17 protein-coding genes are annotated in these 19,094 nt (G+C 59.3%); 7 read left to right on the forward strand and 10 right to left on the reverse strand.

What is annotated here, in order from left to right; genetic code table 11:
* Positions 1 to 121: 121 nt before the first annotated feature.
* A complete protein-coding gene (locus tag ACN0SY_RS07445; protein ID WP_417685954.1) occupies positions 122 to 787 on the forward strand; it encodes a DUF930 domain-containing protein in 666 nt (221 codons plus the stop codon).
* Positions 788 to 907: 120 nt separating this feature from the next.
* Complete coding sequence (locus ACN0SY_RS07450; RefSeq protein ID WP_417685956.1) at positions 908 to 1,846, forward strand: DMT family transporter; 939 nt, start codon at positions 908 to 910, stop codon at positions 1,844 to 1,846.
* 34 nt (positions 1,847 to 1,880) lie between these two features.
* Here the strand turns inward: ACN0SY_RS07450 and ACN0SY_RS07455 are convergent, their stop codons facing one another.
* The 4 genes from ACN0SY_RS07455 to ACN0SY_RS07470 are packed head-to-tail and all read right to left on the reverse strand — an operon-like array spanning position 1,881 to position 6,523.
* A complete protein-coding gene (locus ACN0SY_RS07455; protein WP_417685958.1) occupies positions 1,881 to 2,549 on the reverse strand; it encodes an ABC-type transport auxiliary lipoprotein family protein in 669 nt (222 codons plus the stop codon).
* Between the two features lie 4 nt (positions 2,550 to 2,553).
* Positions 2,554 to 4,548, reverse strand: coding sequence for an MlaD family protein (locus ACN0SY_RS07460; protein WP_417685960.1), 1,995 nt, complete (start codon positions 4,546 to 4,548; stop codon positions 2,554 to 2,556).
* A gap of 3 nt (positions 4,549 to 4,551) precedes the next feature.
* On the reverse strand, positions 4,552 to 5,370 hold the full coding sequence (locus ACN0SY_RS07465) for an ABC transporter ATP-binding protein (RefSeq protein WP_417685962.1): 819 nt from the start codon (positions 5,368 to 5,370) through the stop codon (positions 4,552 to 4,554).
* A gap of 7 nt (positions 5,371 to 5,377) precedes the next feature.
* The gene (locus tag ACN0SY_RS07470; protein WP_417685963.1) at positions 5,378 to 6,523 is read right to left on the reverse strand and encodes an ABC transporter permease; all 1,146 of its coding nucleotides are present in this window, start codon (positions 6,521 to 6,523) and stop codon (positions 5,378 to 5,380) included.
* Positions 6,524 to 6,629: 106 nt separating this feature from the next.
* On the opposite strand from ACN0SY_RS07470, the gene dgcN reads away from it, so the two are divergent.
* Both dgcN and dgcA read left to right on the forward strand, forming a co-directional pair.
* On the forward strand, positions 6,630 to 7,646 hold the full coding sequence (dgcN, locus tag ACN0SY_RS07475; RefSeq protein WP_417685965.1) for an N-acetyltransferase DgcN: 1,017 nt from the start codon (positions 6,630 to 6,632) through the stop codon (positions 7,644 to 7,646).
* On the forward strand, positions 7,643 to 8,629 hold the full coding sequence (dgcA, locus tag ACN0SY_RS07480) for an N-acetyl-D-Glu racemase DgcA (RefSeq protein WP_417685967.1): 987 nt from the start codon (positions 7,643 to 7,645) through the stop codon (positions 8,627 to 8,629). The genes dgcN and dgcA overlap by 4 nt, the downstream gene beginning before the upstream one ends.
* 5 nt (positions 8,630 to 8,634) lie before the next feature.
* Here dgcA and ACN0SY_RS07485 read toward each other — a convergent pair whose 3' ends face one another.
* The gene (locus ACN0SY_RS07485) at positions 8,635 to 9,807 is read right to left on the reverse strand and encodes an MFS transporter (protein ID WP_417685968.1); all 1,173 of its coding nucleotides are present in this window, start codon (positions 9,805 to 9,807) and stop codon (positions 8,635 to 8,637) included.
* A gap of 120 nt (positions 9,808 to 9,927) precedes the next feature.
* Between ACN0SY_RS07485 and ACN0SY_RS07490 the strand changes: the two genes are divergently transcribed.
* Positions 9,928 to 11,196, forward strand: a complete 1,269-nt coding sequence (locus ACN0SY_RS07490) for a protein phosphatase CheZ (RefSeq protein ID WP_417685970.1) — start codon at positions 9,928 to 9,930, stop codon at positions 11,194 to 11,196.
* A 135-nt stretch (positions 11,197 to 11,331) separates the two neighbouring features.
* Here the strand turns inward: ACN0SY_RS07490 and ACN0SY_RS07495 are convergent, their stop codons facing one another.
* The 3 genes from ACN0SY_RS07495 to ACN0SY_RS07505 form a co-directional block, all read right to left on the reverse strand.
* On the reverse strand, positions 11,332 to 12,309 hold the full coding sequence (locus ACN0SY_RS07495) for a threonine ammonia-lyase (RefSeq protein WP_417685972.1): 978 nt from the start codon (positions 12,307 to 12,309) through the stop codon (positions 11,332 to 11,334).
* A 117-nt stretch (positions 12,310 to 12,426) separates the two neighbouring features.
* Positions 12,427 to 13,461 carry a glycosyltransferase family 4 protein gene (locus ACN0SY_RS07500; RefSeq protein ID WP_417685974.1) on the reverse strand — a complete coding sequence of 345 codons (1,035 nt, stop codon included), beginning with the start codon at positions 13,459 to 13,461 and terminating at the stop codon, positions 12,427 to 12,429.
* Positions 13,458 to 14,258 (reverse strand): UDP-2,3-diacylglucosamine diphosphatase, encoded by an 801-nt coding sequence (locus ACN0SY_RS07505; RefSeq protein ID WP_417685976.1) that lies wholly within the window; start codon positions 14,256 to 14,258, stop codon positions 13,458 to 13,460. The genes ACN0SY_RS07500 and ACN0SY_RS07505 overlap by 4 nt, the downstream gene beginning before the upstream one ends.
* A 222-nt stretch (positions 14,259 to 14,480) precedes the next feature.
* Here ACN0SY_RS07505 and ACN0SY_RS07510 point away from each other — a divergent pair, with 222 nt between their 5' ends.
* Positions 14,481 to 15,260: an SDR family oxidoreductase gene (locus ACN0SY_RS07510; protein ID WP_417685978.1), complete on the forward strand. Its 780-nt coding sequence runs from the start codon at positions 14,481 to 14,483 to the stop codon at positions 15,258 to 15,260.
* Positions 15,261 to 15,343: 83 nt separating this feature from the next.
* On the opposite strand, the gene ACN0SY_RS07515 is transcribed toward ACN0SY_RS07510, so the two are convergent.
* Positions 15,344 to 16,621, reverse strand: a complete 1,278-nt coding sequence (locus ACN0SY_RS07515) for an OmpP1/FadL family transporter (RefSeq protein ID WP_417685980.1) — start codon at positions 16,619 to 16,621, stop codon at positions 15,344 to 15,346.
* A 438-nt stretch (positions 16,622 to 17,059) separates the two neighbouring features.
* On the opposite strand from ACN0SY_RS07515, the gene ACN0SY_RS07520 reads away from it, so the two are divergent.
* On the forward strand, positions 17,060 to 17,902 hold the full coding sequence (locus ACN0SY_RS07520) for a fumarylacetoacetate hydrolase family protein (protein WP_417685981.1): 843 nt from the start codon (positions 17,060 to 17,062) through the stop codon (positions 17,900 to 17,902).
* Between the two features lie 78 nt (positions 17,903 to 17,980).
* Here ACN0SY_RS07520 and ACN0SY_RS07525 read toward each other — a convergent pair whose 3' ends face one another.
* Complete coding sequence (locus ACN0SY_RS07525; RefSeq protein ID WP_417685983.1) at positions 17,981 to 19,093, reverse strand: TRAP transporter substrate-binding protein; 1,113 nt, start codon at positions 19,091 to 19,093, stop codon at positions 17,981 to 17,983.
* Position 19,094 lies beyond the last annotated feature (1 nt).

Genomic DNA, 19,094 nt, shown 5'->3' on the forward strand with positions numbered 1-19,094 from the left:
AGCCATCCATCTGAACGGCAAAGGCGGGCTCTTCGGCCCGCCTTTTCTTTTTCAAAGCCATCAATAAGCCGAAAACCGATACTACCCGGGAAGCTCACCCCCCTGTTCCGGGAGTGCCGTAATGCTTCTGACCGTCAGCCGTCGGCACGATCCTGCCTCCAGCGACTTCGGCTTTGCCATTGCCTTGCTCGCGGCAATTGTTCTGCATGCCGTCCTTCTGGCTGCGTTCAAAATCGACAACGACGATCGGACGGCGCCACCTGCGGAGGCCCTGACCATCGACCTTGTTCCGCCACCTGCAAAGTCAAAAGGAACGCCGGTCCCAGAAAAGTCCGCCCGTTCCGCTGCCGATCCAACCGATCAGCCGCGCCCGGACGAAAGTGGAGACACACCTGCTCTTCCGACAATGACGCGCGCCCGGCGCCTCTATACGGCGAGCGTCCTTGAAGATTCGCGGTACTCGGAAGCCCGTCAACTGCTTCAGGAAACCCATATCGAGGATCGCCTACTGCAGCTCTGCAACACCGAAGCGATGGAGCAGATTGCACTCGTTCGGCCCGACCTGAGTCCTGACAAGGTCGTCGCCTACGCAAGGAGCGATGTCATGATTGCCGGGAACTCGGTCACGGCTGCGGGCGCGGCATTGCGGAGCAATGGTATTTGGCACGATCTTCACTTCAGGTGCGATGCAAATACAGCCGAACTTTCGGTTTCCGCATTCGAGTATGCCCTCGGCAACCCGATCCCCTCAGGTCTTTGGGAGCAATTATCTCTGCCGACCGACTAACTCGCATGATCTCCGACAGACACAAATCTGGGCGATTGCACCCTGCCCCCTTGACCTGACGGCCAAAGAAACAAATCCTGATCGCAACTGAATCGTTTTAATTCCGGCCATTCTCTGCTCATGACCAAGCCATCTTCCTCCCCGGTTTTGGGGCTGGGCATCGCATTTGTCGGCTTTGCCTTCTACGCCACGCATGATGCGATCACGAAGCATCTGGGAGCGAATTTCTCGGTCTTCCAGATCATCTTCTTCGCCATGCTCTTCGCGTTCGTGCCAATGTCGGTGATCATGTTGGCCGACCGGAAGGAGGACAACTTCCGACCTCGCCATCCCTGGCTCGTTCTGGCGCGGTCCGGGCTGAGCATCCTGGCACTTTCCTGCGGCTTCTACGCCTTTACTGTCTTGCCCCTGGCGGAAGTATATTCGCTCCTGTTCGCCGCGCCCCTGCTGATCACGGTTTTCTCGATTCCCATCCTTGGCGAGGTTGTCCGGCTCCAACGTTGGGCAGCGGTCGTTGTCGGGCTTTGCGGTGTGCTGATCGTTTTGCGCCCCGGTGCCAGCGAGCTGACACTCGGCCATATCACGGCGCTGACGTCTGCCTGCGCCAGTGCCCTTGCCTCGGTGATCGTGCGCAGGATTGGCAGCGAGGAACGCTCCGCCGTCCTGATCCTCTACCCCATGCTCCTGTCGATGATCGCCATGGGCATTCTGCTTCCGGGCATCTACCGTCCGATGAGCCTTTCCGATCTCGCGCTGATGGCCGGTCTCGGCTTTCTGTCGGTCATCGCGCAGTTCTGTATCATCTCTGGCTATCGTTCTGCTCCGGCAGCGGTTATCGCTCCCATGCAATACAGTCAGATCCTCTGGGCGACCGTCTTCGGTTTTTTCTTCTTTCAGGAAAGCCCGGACATCTATGTCGGCCTTGGCTCGGCGGTAATCATCGGATCGGGGATTTTCGTTGTCTGGCGCGAGAGCAGGTCAAACGTTTCCGTTCGCAGTCCGGTTCTACGGGCATTCGCAGCCCGCTTTACGGTTGCGCCGAATCCTCCGCGAAAATAAGCGTTTCGACGCGACGGTCAGGACGGCCTGACCCTCAAATGCGCTGCAGGATCCAAGAAGCCATGTCGGTGAATACCCTGTCTGCAGACGCATTCAGGGCCGCAACGGCCTGATCCACGCTGGACCCGCCGGTCGGCGTTTCCGCCCTGAAAACCTGGGTCCCGATCGTGCGTCCGTTGCGATCATTGACAAGCTTTGCCGAAATCTCGACCAATCCCCGGTTGGCGCCATCGACCCTTAGCTCGAAGGAGCGGACCTCGGTCTGAAGCTGGTAGTCGATCAGGAGACCTTCACCGGGCACTCCGACGCCGCGAAGACGGCCGGTTCCCTGAAGCGTCTCCACGATCTTTGCCTGGACGACGTTCGGCAGCGCATCGGTCCAGGCTGCTTGCGGGAAATAGCTGTAGATCATGCCGTTCTCGACAACGGCGATGTAGTCGGAATCAAGCGCCTTGAGTGCCCGTGGCCGCGGAACCAGAACCTGAACCGCACGTGACCGTCCGGGGACCGCCTCGAAGCTGGCCGCATTCAGTCCATAGAGCGCCGACGGAGCATTGCCCGCACATCCGGCCAGCAGGAGACCGCCGCCCAGAAGGAACAGAGCGCCGCGCCGGGTCGTTTTGCCCTTGCCTGCCTCGATTGCCATCCCTGAAACGCTCCCCTCTTCCGCGCCACGCGGAATGATACCCTTTACACTACCCATGAAACTAGCGCCGCCGCCCCCCTGAATAGGTCGGGACGTCTTCGCCACCGAAGATGACCCGGTTCGGGCTACGGTCGAAATTCTCGACGGCACGCTGGATGGCAACGAGCGTTCGGTTCACCTGAGACATCGCCGAGGCGAAATCTGCTGATCCCTGGTTCGCGAACTTTGAAAGCCCGCCTGCAATCGAGTCGGCCCGCGTCTCGAATGCGGCAACTACCTTGCGTAGGGACCTGGCGGCATGGGTCGCTTCGACAATCAGGCCTTCTCCATCGCCTTCCACCATGGTTCCGACCTGGTCGACGATGCCCTGAACCCGCACTGAAGTTGCGTTGAGGGTCGCCGTCATTTCCTTTGCATCGGAAATGATCTGGTCGACATCAGGCGTCCGCTTCTGCAGGTCGGCCGTCATCTGCTCGACGTTCTGTGCCGCCGTACGGGCAGAGGCGATCATTTCATCGATGCTCTGCTTGTTGCCGGAAAGGCCGCCGGTCACGTTGTCGATGGATCCTACAATACTGGCCACCTTCTGCGGATCCACTGCCTTGATGATCCCGTTGGCATCGCGCAACGTCTGGGTGAACTGGTCTGCGGCAATGCGCAGATCATCCACGAGTGCGACGACCCGGTCTTCCTTTTCACGAACCGTTCCGGACACATGCTCGAAATTGGCAATCGTCGCGCGGGTAGACGCAATGATTTCATTGATCTCGGTCTCGCGGGCACGAATGTTTGCGACAACACTATCCGCATTGTCGACCATCTGGCCGACCTTTTCAGGATCGACCCTGGCGACGATCGCATCGACCTTGGCGAGCGATGCATTGAGATCCCGGCTCAACGTCTCGACCGAGGCAACGACGTTGGAAACCTTCGCCGGATCCACTGCATCGGCAATCGCGGCGCCACGTTCGACGATGCTGTTGACCTTGCTCATCACCGCCTGGCTGTCAGCAAGCACGCTGCCAATCGCCTCGTCATGCGAGCGGATCGTCGTTGAAACCTGTGCGAGGTTGTCCATGGTCTCGGCCGAAGCGGAAATAACCTTGTCGATGTCCCCGGTGCGCTTCTCGATTACTTCGCCGAGCGCAGCAGCGCCCTGAACAACCTTGTCGATGGCCTCGGAATCGACCGAAGCGATCAGTTTCTCGACACCGTCCATCCCCGAATTCAGGCGTTGGGTGAATGTTTGAAGCTCTGCCGCAGCGCCTTGGGCATCCGCTATCAGCGCGTCGATGCCATTGCTGGACTCTGCAAGACTTGCCGTAAAGCGCTCTATGTCTCCAACGATGCCGGTAACCTTGTCAGAAGGAACGGCAGCAAGCAGCCGTTCGCCCTCGACAACGAGGTTCTCCATCCGCCCTGAGAGCTTTGAAATGGCGTCGCTCATACTGGACAGGTTGGCCATGAAGTCCGAGATCCCCTCAGAATTCTGGGCAAGAGCGCCGGAGAAAGCTTCGACATTCTGCACCGTCTTGCCGATAGCAGGGCCGTTTTCCTGAAGCAGACTATCGATGGTGGACATCGTCGAATCCGCCTTTTTCAGAACGTCGCGCGCCCCGCCGACAATATCGTCGAACAGGGAGCGTTCAGCCTTGATCACCGGGATCCTGGCCGAATCCGGATCCAGCAGAAGCGGCGCATCGAGACTTCCGCCATTCAGGTCAACATAGGCAACACCGGTAAGGCCGGTAAAGTTCAGCGTTGCGACCGTGTCCGTACGCAGGGGTGTCTTAGGCTTCACACGAACGGTGGCGATCACCACCTTCGGGTTTTCGATATCGAAATCAAGTGAACTGACATCCCCGACGGGAATGCCGTTGAACAGGACCTTGCCACCGATCGGCAGCCCGGTGACCGGCGCTGGAAAAACGATCCGCAGGAACACGTTTTCACGCGTTTCAGCCGTAGCGGCGAGCCAGTAGACAAAACCGAACGCTCCGATCAGCGTCGCCATCATGAAGGCGCCGATGATTATGTAATTCGCACGGGTTTCCATCACTCAGCCTTCAACACGGCGCAGGGCCCTCTCGCCCCGGAAATAAGACTTAACCCAGGGCTGGTCGCTCTTCATCATTTCATCAATGGTGCCGATGACCAGAACCCTCTTTTCCCCCAAAACAGCGATTCTGTCGCAAATCGAATGCAGACTGTCGAGGTCATGAGTGACCATGTAGACCGTCAGCCCGAGGGTTTCGCTCAAATTCGCGATCAGCTTGTCAAACGCGGCCGCGCCGATCGGATCAAGACCGGATGTCGGTTCATCAAGAAATACCAGATCGGGATCCAGGGCAAGGGCACGGGCCAGGCTTGCACGCTTGATCATGCCGCCTGACAGCTCCGAGGGAAATTTGTCCGCCGAATCCTGCGGCAAACCGACCAGCTCGATCTTCAACGTCGCCAGTTCGTCCATCAGCTTTGGAGAAAGGTCGAGGTGCTCGCGCATGGGGACCTGGATATTCTGTTTCACCGTAAGCGAGGAAAACAGAGCCCCTTGCTGAAAGAGCACACCCCACCGGCGTTCGACGTTGCGGCGTTGCTCGGAACTCAGAGAAGACAAATCCTGCCCGAAGACCTCGATCGTGCCCTTTCGCTTGTGATTGAGCCCGAGAATCGTACGCATGAGCACGGACTTGCCCGTGCCCGATCCGCCGACGAAACCAAGCACTTCACCGCGCCGGACGTCCAGGTTCAGATCCTGCAAGATGACCTTGGAGCCGAAGCCGACGGTGATGTCACGTGCGGACAGAATTATATCCGCATCCGCGTCCCGCTCACGGGATGCATGGAGGGTCTCCAGATCGACCTCATCGCTGCCCATGAACTGCTCAGACCCCAATAGACGCAAAGAAAATGGCAAAGATCCCGTCGACCACGATAACAAGGAAAATCGCTTTCACAACAGACATGGTCGTGTGACGCCCAAGGGATTCAGTCGAACCGGAGACCTTCAGGCCTTCGACACAGGCGATCAAACCGACGATCAGGGCCATGAAAGGTGCCTTGATCAAGCCCACCATGAGCGTGTCGATCGTGATCGCCTGATGCAGAAGACTGATGAAGGCCTGAGGCGGAATGTCCAGGTAACTCCACGCGACGAGGCCCGATCCGAACAGTGATGCAATATCGGAAATGAAGGTCAGTGCGGGCAGCGCGATCATCAGCGCCAGCACTCGCGGCAGGATCAGGATTTCGGTGACGCTCAGGCCGATGACATGCAGCGCATCGATTTCCTCGCGCATGCGCATCGCGCCGATTTCAGCAGTAAATGCCGACCCTGACCGGCCGGCCACCATGATCGCCGTCAAGATGACTCCCATCTCACGCAGCACAAGGACGCCGGCAAGATCGACGACGTAGATCTCTACCCCGAACTGGCGCAGATAGAAGCCACCTTGCTGAGAGACGATGCCGCCGATGAGGAAACTCATCAGCGCGACGATCGGAACGGCGCCAATGCAGGAGCGGTCGAACTGCACGGCGACGGAGATCCCCCTGAGCCTGCGCGGCTGCAGCACCACCATCGCCAGAACGGTCCCGAGAGAGCCGAGGATATGCAGCATGGCGAGCAGATCGTGCCAGACCCCTTCCATCTGGCGTCCGGCCTTTTCGAGAAAGCCGACAATCGAAATACGGTGACGCTCGGGCTTCCAGTGAGGAGGATGATGCTTTTCAAGCTCCTCGAATAGCGACCGTCGCTTCTCGTCCAGGCCGGAAATCTCGACCCTTCCGCCGCCGAATTCCAGGGACCCGCGCATGCGGTGCACCAGCCAGGCACCCGACGTGTCTATGCTGCCGATGCGCGAGGCGTCGATGCAGATCATGCGATCCTTGGGCACGTCGAGCCGTGGCAGGATTGCTTCTGCCTCGGCCAGCGTATTGATGGCCCAGTCTCCGCTAAGCCGTATCGTATGAGTACCCTCATCCGAAATGACTTCGAAATCCGGAGCCGAATGTTTCTCCAAGAACGCCATCCCGGCAGGCCACCCTCTTGCCGCTCGCTTCAACTCCCTCGTATACCTTGCTCAGGAGTTCATCGTCCAGACGTCACCTGTCTGGATCTCACCTGGAGCCCGGTTCATGAAAATCGAACACCCGTATCTTCTCTTTCTCGGAGACGTGCCTGATGCCCTGGCGGCCAAGACCGCGATCGGCGTGGTCGACTGGCGCAAGGACTGGTGTGCCGGCCAGCTCCGTTTGCCGGGCTGTGCTGCCGACACCGGACTTGCCGACATGTCGATCAGCGAAGCCCGCGACAAAGGCGTGAGAACCATGGTCGTCGGTGCAGTCAATGCAGGTGGTCGCCTGCCCGATCACTGGATCTCCTCCATTGTCGACGCGCTGGACGAGGGTCTCGATGTCGCAAGCGGGCTCCACGTCCGCCTCGGGTCGATTCCCGCCATCAGGGAAGCCGCCGACCGCAACGGCCGGCAGCTCTTCGATGTGCGCCACAACTCCGAAACCTTCGCAACCGGCAAGGGTACCAAGCGAACGGGCAAGCGCATTCTGGCAGTTGGCACCGACTGTTCGGTCGGCAAGAAATACACCGCACTTGCCATGGACAAGGCAATGAACGAGCGCGGCTACCAGAGTTCTTTCTGCGCCACCGGCCAGACCGGCGTTCTGATTTCAGGGCGCGGCGTTGCACTTGATGCGGTGATTGCGGACTTCATTTCAGGTGCGGCGGAGTGGATCTCCCCTGAAACGGCCGAAGATCACTGGCAGATCATCGAGGGTCAGGGCTCCCTGTTCCATCCCTCATTCGCCGGTGTAACCCTCGGTCTTCTGCATGGCTCCCAACCCGACGGGTTCATCGTCTGCCATGAACCCACCCGCAGGACCATGCGGGGAGTGCAAACGCCCCTTCCGACGATCCAGCAGGTCATTGACCTCACGATCCAGTGCGGCCAGCTGACCAACCCTGCCATTCAGTGCATCGGCATCGCGGTCAACACGGCAGCGCTGGGGGAGGACGAAGCCCGGGACTACCTGGCCAAGGTATCAGCTGAACATGGTGACCTGCCTGCGACCGATCCGGTTCGCTTCGGCATGGAAGCCATCGTCGACAAGGTCGCCGACATCTTCGGTGCGCCGTGATGCGCTCGGTTGAAATCGAGACCCAGCGATTTCGGATTGCGGGAGAAGGCTTTGCCATCTCCCGCGGTCGGCGTACCCACGCGGAAGTGGTAAAGGTTGTCCTGACCGAGGGCGGTGCCCGTGGGCAGGGCGAATGCGTCCCCTACGCACGCTATGGCGAAAGCGTCGAAAGTGTCAGCGAGCAGATCCGGCTCATCCAGCAGGCAATCGAACAGGGGCTCGACCGAAAGGGACTGCTTGAGGCGATGCCTGCCGGCGCTGCGCGCAATGCCGTCGACTGCGCCCTCTGGGACCTGGAAGCGAAGAAAGCCGGAAAAGGCGCCGCGAAGCTCGCTGGGCTACCGTCATTGACGCCTGTTACGACTGCCTACACATTGAGTGTCGACACCCCCGAAAAGATGGCAGGCGCCGCGGCGGACGCTGCCGAGCGTCCTTTGCTGAAGGTGAAGCTGGCAGGCGCTGGGGACGATGAACGGATCGCGGCCGTACGTGAGAATGCGCCGCGCGCGACCCTGATCGTTGACGCAAACGAAGCCTGGGACGAGAGCTGTTTCGAAATCAACATGGCGGCATGCACACGCGCTGGCGTCGCCCTGATCGAACAACCTCTTCCCGCCGGCAAGGATAGACTGCTTGCCGAAATCGAACGCTCGGTCGTCATCTGCGCCGACGAGAGCCTTCATACCAGTGCTGATCTGGCTGGCCTGAAGGACCGCTACGACGCGGTGAATATCAAGCTGGACAAGGCCGGGGGCCTGACCGAAGCGCTGACCATGGCGCGGCTCGCCCGCGAGCTCGAGTTCAAGGTAATGATCGGCTGCATGCTTGGAACGTCGCTGGCAATGGCGCCCTCCTTCCTGATCGCGCAGACAGCAGATTTCGTCGATCTGGATGGTCCCCTGCTGTTGGCCGAGGATCGGGAACCGCCGATCCGTTTCGACGGCAGCCTCATGCACGCTCCCGATCCAGCCCTTTGGGGATAGGGCGGCTACTGCGCCTCGGCGAGACGGGCCACCATGAAGGGTCGAAGCAGCATGAGCGACACACTGGCGATGGCGGACAGAGCCGCCATTGCCCAGAAGGCGAAGGCTGGCTCCAAGTCGAACAACGGCCCGCACACAGCAAAGCCGAGAGCCGTCAGGATGCCGTTGGAAGCCGCAAGGCACCCCTGCCCCGTGGCAGCCCATTTCTGCGGTACGAGACCTGCAAGATAGCCAACTGCGCCTAGATGCGCCGCGCCGAAGCTGAGACCATGCAGAAGCTGCAGACCGGCGGCCATTGCAAAGTTGTCCGCATATGGAAACAGTCCCCAACGGACAACCCCAAATGCCGCTGCAATCAGCAGGAGGTTCAACGGACCGAATCGCGGACTCAACCGCCCTGCGATAAAGAACAGCCCGATTTCCGCAACGACTCCGACCGACCAGAGCAGTCCGACCTGGAATTCACTGATCTGCGCCTGGAGCCAGAAAAGAGTGCCAAAGCCGTAGAAGGCAGCATGGCTGCCCTGAAGCAGGCCGAGCACGATCAGGATCAGCCAAAACCATCCCCGGGCGAACAGATCCGGCTTGACGTCGTCTTCCGAGACGGCGGCCGCATCCGACGTTTTCTGCCCCGGCAATGTCAGCGCAACGCCCCCTGTTGCCATGACGCCGAACACCATGCCGCCGATAATCAGTAGAACGCTGTTGTCGTCTCCTGCGAACCAGCCCCCGAAGACATTGGCGACAACGAAGGCGACTGATCCCCAGAGCCGCATGCGGCCATAGTCGGCTCCATGATTGCGAACGACATCAAGGGCATAGGCGTCACTGAGCGGGACCACTGGTGACCAGAAGGCCATCAGTCCGGCGACTGCTATCAACGCGGCCCAGAACCCGGATGTGCCGGCAAAGACACCAAGAAACATCGCCCCCAGAACGGAATAGACAAAGATCGACAACCGCCGGCGTCCGCTGTGATCCGACAGACCTGTCATGACAGGGTTAGCCGCAATCCGAACGATTGTACCGGCGCTCAGGATGTAACCGATTTCGGCCAGACCCAGCCCGCGATTCTCAAGAACCATGGGAAAGAACGGCAAGAAAAGTCCGAAGCCGAAAAAGTGGCTCGCAAACAAGCCCCCGACGCGCGCCGGAAGACTCGTCACCTTGAAGTACATTTTTCCATTCCGGGCATTGTCAGCCTAAAGGGATGTTAACGATTTAACCCCTAGGCTTTTCGGTAAGTCGTCTGAGTTACGGCCAATTGTGTGCAAATGGCAAGCCGAGATAGTCGAAATATGCAAGAAGCAGAAGCACTTGACGAGCCAGCCCCACTCGGGGACATCGAATATCAGACGCTGGAACAGACACTTATGGAGTCTGATCGCGGCCGGCGGTTCCTCGCCGAGTTCGTCAGGCGTAACAAGACTCCGGAAACCCAGGAGATCCTGAGCGCGATTCATCGTCTTGAAAAATCGATGACCCGGCAGCGCAAGGTTCCTGATCTCGATCGTATTCGCCTCGACATTGCGGAAATGCACGAAGCGATCGAACGTACGAAAAACGAGATTGCCAACATCAAGGCTGAAGGTGGCGATACGAATCGCTTCATGGACGCCTCGCATGAACTCGACGCCATCGTCACACAGACCGAAGGCGCGACCCAGACCATCCTCGAGGCAGCCGAACAGATCCAGGAACAGGCCTGGACGTTGCGGGAGAACGGCGCGGACAACGGTGTCTGCGACGAAATCGACGCCAAGGCGACCGAAATATTCATGGCGTGCTCGTTCCAGGATCTGACTGGCCAGCGCACCACCAAGGTGGTCCAGGTGCTCCGGTATCTGGAAAGCCGCATCAACATGATGATCAATATCTGGGGCATCGAGGACGCCGAAGCCGAAGAAGGCGCCGGACCGGTCGACACTCGTCCCGATGCGCACCTGCTCAACGGACCGCAGGACGAAAACAAGGCTGTTTCGCAGAACAGCGTGGATGACCTCTTCGCAGGAAACGAAAGCGCACTTGATTCATTTGATGCGGCACCGGCCGAAGTTGCAGCTGACGCGAACGCTGCGGACGAGATCTCGTTCGACAAGATCGACACGTCTGACGATGACGTGTCCGTCGACGCAGCAACACCCGATACAGTCGCGGATGAGAGCGATATCGAAGCCATCATGGCCGGTGGCGCCGAGGAAGATGAATTCGGCGGCGAGCCGATGGACGCGTCCGCAATTGACGCAATGTTTGCTGAAGACGCCGCAATCGGGGCAGACACAAACGAAAGCGAAGATGTAGCTGACGCCGTCGCAGCCGACGACGAAATCGCCCCTCCGGCGGCCGGCGCCGAAGACAAGGTTGAGTTCGACGCTATTGGTGGCGACGCAATCGGTGAAGAAGCGCCCCTTGATGAAGACGCCATCGATCGCCTCTTTGATGCGGAGATGGCAGAATCAGATTCGGATGTGGCCTGGGAAGAGACCGAAACGGAAGCTGCACTCGATGAAAGCAACGACCCGTTGCAACAGCTTTCTGAAGCCGAGCGCCAGGCGCTGTTCAACTGACCCAAACAGACACTTTCATCAAAAAGCCCGCCATCCAGGCGGGCTTTTTTTATTGTAGCCACCTGCTCTCAGGTCACGTGTTCCCTGGTTTTGTGCCCACAAGCCATGTACCGAACGAGCCCGGACAGGTCCCCGTCACCTCGTCAAAGCGGAATGGAGCATATGGGGATCAATGTTCCCACCAGTCAGCACCACACAAACGACCTTGCCTTTGGCATCGAACTTCCCGGACAATATTGCCGCGAGTGCGACAGCACCGCCCGGTTCGACCACAAGCTTCAGTTCTAGATGTGCGAACGCGACCGCAGCCAGGGCTTCGTCGTCCGTTACGACCAAACCATCCCCTGCGCGACGCTTCAGGATCTCAAACCCGATAGCACCGGGACGCTCGGTCAGCAGCGCATCGCAAACCGAGCCGGCTGTCGAAGGGTTGCCGACCCGTTCTTCCGCCTTGAGCGACCGCGCGTAGTCATCAAATCCAGACGGCTCCACCGTGCGGAACCCGCAATCCGGCAGGTCATGTTCCAGAGCAACGGCGACGCCGCTGGAAAGGCCGCCGCCTCCGGTACACACAAGTACGGTATCTGGAACCAGGCCAAGCGCCGCAGATTGAGCGGCAATTTCCGCCCCCACAGTCCCTTGGCCCGCAATGACCCCGGGATCATCGAATGGATGAACAAAGGTTGCGCCGCTCTTGTCGCAAATCGCAGCTGCAATGGCCTCACGATCCTCGGAAACCCGATCGTAGGTTATGACTTCCGCGCCAAAGTCCCGGGTCCTCTGAAGCTTGATGGTCGGTGCATCGGCAGGCATCACGATGGTGGCCTTCATGCCGAGGAGCCTCGCTGCTTCCGCTACACCTTGCGCATGGTTACCGGAAGAACAGGCGACAACGCCGTGTTTGCGCTGTGCAACCGGGATCATGCTGAGACGATTGAAGGCGCCGCGAAACTTGAACGACCCGGTACGTTGAAGGCACTCCGGCTTCACCAGCATGGTCCCGCCAACCGCCTCGTCCAGGACAGGAAAGCGGAGCAAAGGCGTCTTTACCGCATAGCCGTCGAGCCGGGCCTGCGCATCGGAGATATCCTGCCGCGAAACGGAAACAACCATCGGGAACCTGCCGCAAAATCCATGAAGGTGGAACTGGCCCATCGTGAGCGAACGCTCGGACCGGCGACGATCATAGGCGGCTGCCGCAAAGGCGCAAGAAACAATCGCATAGTAAATCTAAGCGGCTTGGTTCTGCCCGTTACGACCGCAGGCCTCTTCCGCGTTTGCAAGAAATTGGCGGGCACTGGCAGCCCATGTGTAGTTCAGGGCCACCTTGCGGCAATGATCGGACGGAATATCCAATGCATCGAGGCAAGCCTGTCGCAAATCTTCGGACAGGACCCCCGCCCCGGTCTCCCCAATGACGTCAAGCGGCCCCATCACGGGATAGGCCGCAACCGGAACCCCGCAAGCAAGGGCCTCCAGAAGCACGTTGCCAAACGTGTCGGTCTTTGACGGAAACACGAACACGTCGGCAGAGGCGTAGAGGCGAGCCAGGTCTTCACCGACCTTCGCACCGGTGAAATACACATCGGGATACTTGCGTTTCAAGCTGTCCAGCTGCGGACCGTCGCCAACCACGACCTTGCTTCCCGGCAAGTCCAGATCCAGAAAAGCTTCGATGTTTTTCTCTACTGCGACACGTCCGACATTCATGAAGATTGGACGGGGAAGGTCCGCCGGGAGGGCAGAGCCTTCGTAGGGCTGAAATAGAGCCTCGTCCACGCCCCGTGACCAGCGCTGAAGATGCTTGAAACCGCGTGTGCGCAAATCCGTTTCCAGTGTTCCCGTGGCCACCATGCAGCCCTGCCCGGCATTATGGAAGCGCCTCAGCCAGCTGTAGGACCAGGACAAGGGTATCGGCAGCCTCGCCGAAACATATTCCGGAAAGCGGGTGTGGTAGCTGGTGGTAAAGGGGCGATCGTCACGGCGCGCAATCGACGCCGCCATCAGCCCCAGAGGCCCCTCGGTTGCGATGTGCAGATGCTCGCAGTTCAAGGCTTCGATCCGCCGCCGCACCATTCCCCTGTGAGCAAGGGACAGCCGGATCTCCGGATAAGTTGGACACGGCAGCGTGCGGAAATCCTGCGGTGTCAGGAACTCCACCCGAAGTCCAATTTTGCGCAGCTCGGACGCGGTGCGTTCAAGGGACCGGACGACACCATTGATCTGGGGATGCCAGGCATCGGTAACCATCAATATGGAACTCATGCTGCGACCGGCTGTTCCTTGGCGGCCGGAAGAGCTCGCACCTCCGTTGGTCTGACCCATCGGATCACCTCGAATGTTCCGTCGTGATGTTCGGCAACCGCGGTGCAGCTTTCCACCCAGTCACCGGTGTTGATGTAGTGGATGCCGCGCATGTCCTGGTCGGCAGCATGATGGATATGGCCACAAATGACCCCGTCAACTCCGCGCCGGCGCGCCTCTTCGGACAGGGTTTCCTCGAACCGCCCAATGAAGCTGACCGCGTTCTTCACCTTGAGCTTGGCCCAGGCGGACAGCGACCAGTAGGTCAGGCCGAGACGCCGGCGGACGACATTGACCCATGTATTGGCGGCAAGCGCGGTGACATAGGCCTTGTCTCCAAAAAAGGCGAGCCACTTGGCATGACGGATGACCACGTCGAACTGATCACCATGGATGACCAGGTAGCGCCGCCCGTTGGCGCTTTCATGCACGATGCTGTCGACCACCTCGACACCACCAAAATGGGTCCCGAGGAAATCGCGCAGAAACTCGTCATGATTGCCGGGAATATAGACGATCCGCGCACCCTTGCGCCCCTTGCGCAGGATTTTCTGCACCACGTCATTATGGGCCTGCGGCCAATGCCAGGAGCGCCTCAGACGCCAACCATCGACGATGTCGCCGACGAGGTAGACGGTTTCGGCTTCCGCATCTTTCAGAAAGTCCAGCAAGAGATCGGCTTGGCACCCACGTGTTCCAAGATGAACATCCGAAATGAACAGGGCCCTGTAGTGCTTTGCGCCGGATGGCTTTGCCATTGGCTTCGCTCCATGTCGTCATCTGGAGCGCTATAGACGCGATTCAGGTTGCATTATTATGACACCCGGACGAGCCGTCCGTTTATCGCCATTCGATATCTTCCGGAATTCGCAAGTCTTTGAACGAATACAGCACTTGCCCAAGTCACCGCATCTTGCATATGACAGGGCACAAGGTGCCGATACCGCACCTGGTACAACAACTTCCTGGGAGGGGATCTCGTGGATCTTGGAATCGCCGGCCGCAAGGCCATCATCTGCGCATCGAGCCGCGGCTTGGGCAAAGGCTGTGCAATTGCACTTGCCGAAGCCGGCTGCGATATCGTCCTGAACGGCCGGGACAAGGACGCACTTGCGGCGACGGAGGCCGAGATCCGCTCCCGCTTCCAGGTGTCGGTCACCAGCATTGTCGCAGACGTCTCGACCAGGGAAGGACAGAAGGCAATCCTGGCAGCCTGCCCGTCCCCGGACATCCTGGTCAACAACAACGGCGGGCCGCCCCGCAAGGACTATACAGAGTTGGACCGTGACGCGATCCTGACCGGCGTCATCCAGAATATGGTCACCCCGATCGAACTGATCCAGGCGGTAGTCGGCAACATGTCCGAGCAGGGCTTTGGCCGCATCGTCAACATCACGTCGATGTCTGTTCGCATGCCGATCGAGGGGCTCGATCTGTCCTCAGGGGCACGTGCCGGCCTCACAGCCTTCCTTGCCGGCGTCTGCCGCCAGGTGGCCGGAACGGGCGTGACGATCAACAACATCCTGCCTGGCAAGATGGACACAGACCGCCTCAGGGGCGGCTTCGAGCGCGCGGCAGAACAAACAGGCAGGAGCATCGACGACGTGCGCGCGGCCCAGGCGGCAGAAATTCCCGCCGGCCGGTTTGGTACGGCAGAAGAGTTCGGCCAGACCTGCGCATTCCTTTGCTCGACCCACGCCGGCTACATCACCGGCCAGAACATCCTTCTCGACGGCGGGCTGTTTCCCTCCGCGTTCTGAGACTTTACAGATCTCCGAAAGCAAAAAGAGCTGGTCGATTGACCAGCTCTTTTATTTTTTAAAGCTTCAGCAGTCCAGGCGTCTTACCACTTGTAGCGAAGCGACGCCGAGAAGATATCGACCTGTGCATCCGCTTTGCCTACGTAGTTCCCGATTGTGGCGCTGTAGTCCTGGTGACCACTAACAATCTTGATATCGGTATCTTCAGGAATAAGGTGAGAGTAGCCGACGTCGAAGGACAGGTTGTCCGCGAAGTTATAGGTCGCACCAGCCGACAGCCACCAACGATTGTTATCCGGAAGACGCGTCGAGCGGATTGCTGTGTCGATGGGCGACTTCTCGTAGGCAACACCGGCCCGAAGAGTGAGGCTGTCGTTGTAGGCGTACTCGCCACCCACAGAGAAGAACCAACCGTCTTCATAATTGAACGGCAGCGACTTCATGTAGAGACCGTCGTCGCGAATGACCTTGGGAGCTTCCAGGCGGCTCCAGTTGGTCCATTCGACTGTACCAAGCAAGGTAAACTGGTCTGTGATACGCTGCTTGGCAGATAGCGTGATCATTTCCGGTGTGGACATGCTCACGCCGATGTTGTGGCGCCCAGCCGGCAGGCTCGCGGAAAGGGTCGTCGGCAGGATGAAAACACCTTCGAGATCATGCCAGACAGCCGAACGGTAGCCGAGGCCGATCTCTGTGCCCTGCATCGGCTTGATTGTGACACCAGCGGTCACACCGAAGCCAACATCATCGCCCTTGAGTTCAATGTTGTTTGCGCCGGCGGCGCCTGGATTTGCATTCTTCAGGCGAACCTGGATGTACTGCACCTGAGCGCCAAAACCGACCGAGATCATATCGTTGAACTTGTAGCCGATGGTCGGGCTAACGTTCACCGAGAACACTTCGGAAGAGCGGGAATAGTAACGGCCGGCCCAGTTGTCATCGGGCTTGGTTGCAAGTCCGAAGGGAGCATTCACGCCAAGCCCGAAATATAGCTCTTCATTGAACTTGTACGCGGTGTAGGTTGCCGGGATCCATGCATCGGACGCCATTTCCCCGCTGCTCACCGTTGAGCTTCCCAGAGCACCACCGGTCAGCGAGCCGGTGATCTCGGATTGAGGAATAATGAAGGAATTATGTGCTTCGACCGTGAGGCCGTCCTTGGCGCCGGTAATCGTCGCCGGGTTCCAGAATACGGATGAGATGGAGGGGCCGGTCGTGCCGTTACCCGCAAAAGACATACCCTGGTAGTAAGCGCTCTGTTCACGCAAGGCGAAGGCGCCCGCGAAAACGGCGCTGGAAGCGATGGAGGCTGCGATCGCCGTCGTGGCGAACAGCGCGGATTTTTTAAGTGCCCAAGACATTCTTGTTTCTCCCAATACCCCCTCCCCTGTCCGCAAGGAGGAAATTCAATCTGGGGCGATTTTTAAGGGAGCGATATGCAGGATCAAGCGAACAATTGACCATTACGTAACGTCACGGATTTCACGCTGCATCGCAACAACTTACCGTGTTTTACGCGTCCCTCGTGGATTGACCGATGGGAAATCGACCGCATTAGGGGTTTCCCTAATGATTTGTCACAATCCCGTCACGAATTTTAGCAATTGCCTAAAAAAAAGGCACTCACCACCCATCAGTGAGGGCAAAAATTTTATTTGCCTGAAGTTGCCAAAAAGCCACGCTTTGGCTTCGTTGCGGCATGCTGACCGTCCCGATTTCTACCGAGTCGACCTTGCACTGCAGGCAAAGCTGCGATCATGATCCGCCACCAATTTTCTCGCTCAAGGAAGGAACGTCTGATGAAGTTGCTGCGCTACGGAGATAGGGGCAGTGAAAAGCCTGGCCTGCTCGATGACGATGGAAACATCCGTGACCTGTCCGGACACATCGACGACCTGACCCCGGACACCTATCGACTGGAGAGTTTGCAGAAACTCGTGGCAATCGATCCGGCCTCCCTCCCGGTCGTTCCGGCGGGAACGCGTATCGGCGCACCCATCAGCCGCCCTGGTCATTTCATCGCCATCGGCCTGAACTACGCCGATCACGCGGCAGAATCCGGCCTTCCGATCCCGGCGGAGCCGGTCGTCTTCTCCAAGGCGCCGAGCAGCCTCAGCGGCCCGAATGACGATGTGATCTATCCGTCCGGCGCATCGAAAGTGGACTGGGAGGTCGAGCTCGCGTTCATCATCGGCAAGCGTGCCTGGCAGGTCAGCGAAGACGAGGCCCTTTCCCACGTGGCGGGCTACACGGTTTGCAACGACGTTTCCGAGCGCAAATGGCAGATCGAAGGCACCGGCCAGTGGATCAAGGGCAAGAGCGCTCCGACATTCGGCCCGCTCGGCCCCTATCTGGTGACAGCCGATGCAGTTTCCGATCCCCAGAACCTGGACCTGTTTCTGGATGTCAACGGCAAACGCTGCCAGACCGGCAACACTTCGACCATGATCTTCTCCATCAAGACCATCATTTCCTTCCTGTCGACCATGATGGCGCTGGAGCCGGGCGACGTGATCACAACAGGCACGCCTCCCGGTGTCGGCATGGGCATGAAGCCTCAGGTTTACCTGAAGCCGGGCGACGAAATGCGCCTTGGGATCACAGGCCTTGGCGAGCAGACCCAGAAGGTCGTGGCCGAGTAAAGCTCGGCCACACGCCGATTGCAAAGAAGCCGCTGGAAACATCCGGCGGCTTCTTTCATTTGAGAGCTGCGTAAAAGATCAGGCAGTGCCGTCGCGTGCGGACAGGAAACGGCGCACCGAGACACTGCTCCAGGGCGCGAGACGTTTGCTGGCAGCGACATAGCTGGCATGAATTCGGCTGCTCAGCGGATCTTTCGCAGCGAACTCCTCCAGGACCTTGTGCGAAAGATCACGTAGCGCGGCCAGGACCTCATCCGGATAGAAGCGGATCTCGACACCGTCCTCTTCCTGAAGAAGCTGCAGTGCTCCGGCATTTTCCCAGTCGCTTTCGGCAAGGGCCCGTCCGTTTTCGGCACGGCATGCCTCCAGCACGATGGCACGGAGGTCTTCCGGCAGCTTCTCCAACGCACCGACATTGAACAACGCCTCACCTGTACCGTTCGGCTCGTGGAAGCCCGGAGCGTAGTAGGTCTTTGCGATCTGCTGGAAGCCCATGGCACGGTCACTCCACGGCCCGAGAAATTCCGCCGCGTCGATTACACCGCTCTGTAGTCCTTGGTAGATCTCGCCCGGCGGCAGCGTCAGCGGTGTTGCGCCAAGACGGCGCAGGACTTCCCCGCCCAGGCCCGGCATCCGGATCTTCAGGCCCTTCAGGTCTTCAAGAGAATTGATCTCGCGGTTGAACCAGCCGCCCATCTGGACACCCGTGTTTCCGGCCATCACCGGCTTGATGTTGAAGGGGGCATAGAGCTCGTCCCAAAGCTCCTGACCGCCGCCTCGCTCGATCCAGGTGATGTGCTCCTGCGGCAGCAGGCCGAAGGGGATGGCCGTGAAGAAAACCGCTGCCGGTGCCTTGCCCTGCCAGAAAAATGAAGCCGTATGGCCCATCTGTGCCGTCTCTGAGGAAACCGCATCGAAGACGCCAAGAGCTGGAACCAGTTCACCGGCAGCAAAGAGACGCACACGCATCCGTCCGCCGGACATCTGCTCGATACGGTCACAGATACGCTGAGCTGTTACGCCGGGCCCTGGGAGGTTCTTCGGCCAGGAAGTCACCATCTTCCATTCGACTGCCGGTGTGGTGTCGGAAGCAACGGCCGGTGCAGCGAGCATCCCTGCCCCAGCGCCCGCAGCAAGTCCGAGCGCCTGCCGGCGCGTCATGCTTGCGCTGGTCTGTTCGAGCTTGGTCATG

The organism is Roseibium sp. (assembly GCF_048261595.1).
Taxonomy (GTDB): domain Bacteria; phylum Pseudomonadota; class Alphaproteobacteria; order Rhizobiales; family Stappiaceae; genus Roseibium.

Bases quoted from the DNA above. Each gene is read 5' to 3' on its own strand.
- ACN0SY_RS07500 (WP_417685974.1), bottom strand. From the start codon at position 13,461: ATGAGTTCCATATTGATGGTTACCGATGCCTGGCATCCCCAGATCAAT.
- dgcN (WP_417685965.1), top strand. From the start codon at position 6,630: ATGAAAATCGAACACCCGTATCTTCTCTTTCTCGGAGACGTGCCTGAT.
- ACN0SY_RS07495 (WP_417685972.1), bottom strand. From the start codon at position 12,309: ATGGTTGTTTCCGTTTCGCGGCAGGATATCTCCGATGCGCAGGCCCGG.
- ACN0SY_RS07485 (WP_417685968.1), bottom strand. From the start codon at position 9,807: ATGTACTTCAAGGTGACGAGTCTTCCGGCGCGCGTCGGGGGCTTGTTT.
- ACN0SY_RS07465 (WP_417685962.1), bottom strand. From the start codon at position 5,370: ATGGGCAGCGATGAGGTCGATCTGGAGACCCTCCATGCATCCCGTGAG.
- ACN0SY_RS07460 (WP_417685960.1), bottom strand. From the start codon at position 4,548: ATGGAAACCCGTGCGAATTACATAATCATCGGCGCCTTCATGATGGCG.
- ACN0SY_RS07470 (WP_417685963.1), bottom strand. From the start codon at position 6,523: ATGGCGTTCTTGGAGAAACATTCGGCTCCGGATTTCGAAGTCATTTCG.
- ACN0SY_RS07515 (WP_417685980.1), bottom strand. From the start codon at position 16,621: ATGTCTTGGGCACTTAAAAAATCCGCGCTGTTCGCCACGACGGCGATC.
- ACN0SY_RS07450 (WP_417685956.1), top strand. From the start codon at position 908: ATGACCAAGCCATCTTCCTCCCCGGTTTTGGGGCTGGGCATCGCATTT.
- ACN0SY_RS07490 (WP_417685970.1), top strand. From the start codon at position 9,928: ATGCAAGAAGCAGAAGCACTTGACGAGCCAGCCCCACTCGGGGACATC.
- ACN0SY_RS07445 (WP_417685954.1), top strand. From the start codon at position 122: ATGCTTCTGACCGTCAGCCGTCGGCACGATCCTGCCTCCAGCGACTTC.
- ACN0SY_RS07455 (WP_417685958.1), bottom strand. From the start codon at position 2,549: ATGGGTAGTGTAAAGGGTATCATTCCGCGTGGCGCGGAAGAGGGGAGC.
- ACN0SY_RS07505 (WP_417685976.1), bottom strand. From the start codon at position 14,258: ATGGCAAAGCCATCCGGCGCAAAGCACTACAGGGCCCTGTTCATTTCG.
- ACN0SY_RS07525 (WP_417685983.1), bottom strand. From the start codon at position 19,093: ATGACCAAGCTCGAACAGACCAGCGCAAGCATGACGCGCCGGCAGGCG.
- ACN0SY_RS07520 (WP_417685981.1), top strand. From the start codon at position 17,060: ATGAAGTTGCTGCGCTACGGAGATAGGGGCAGTGAAAAGCCTGGCCTG.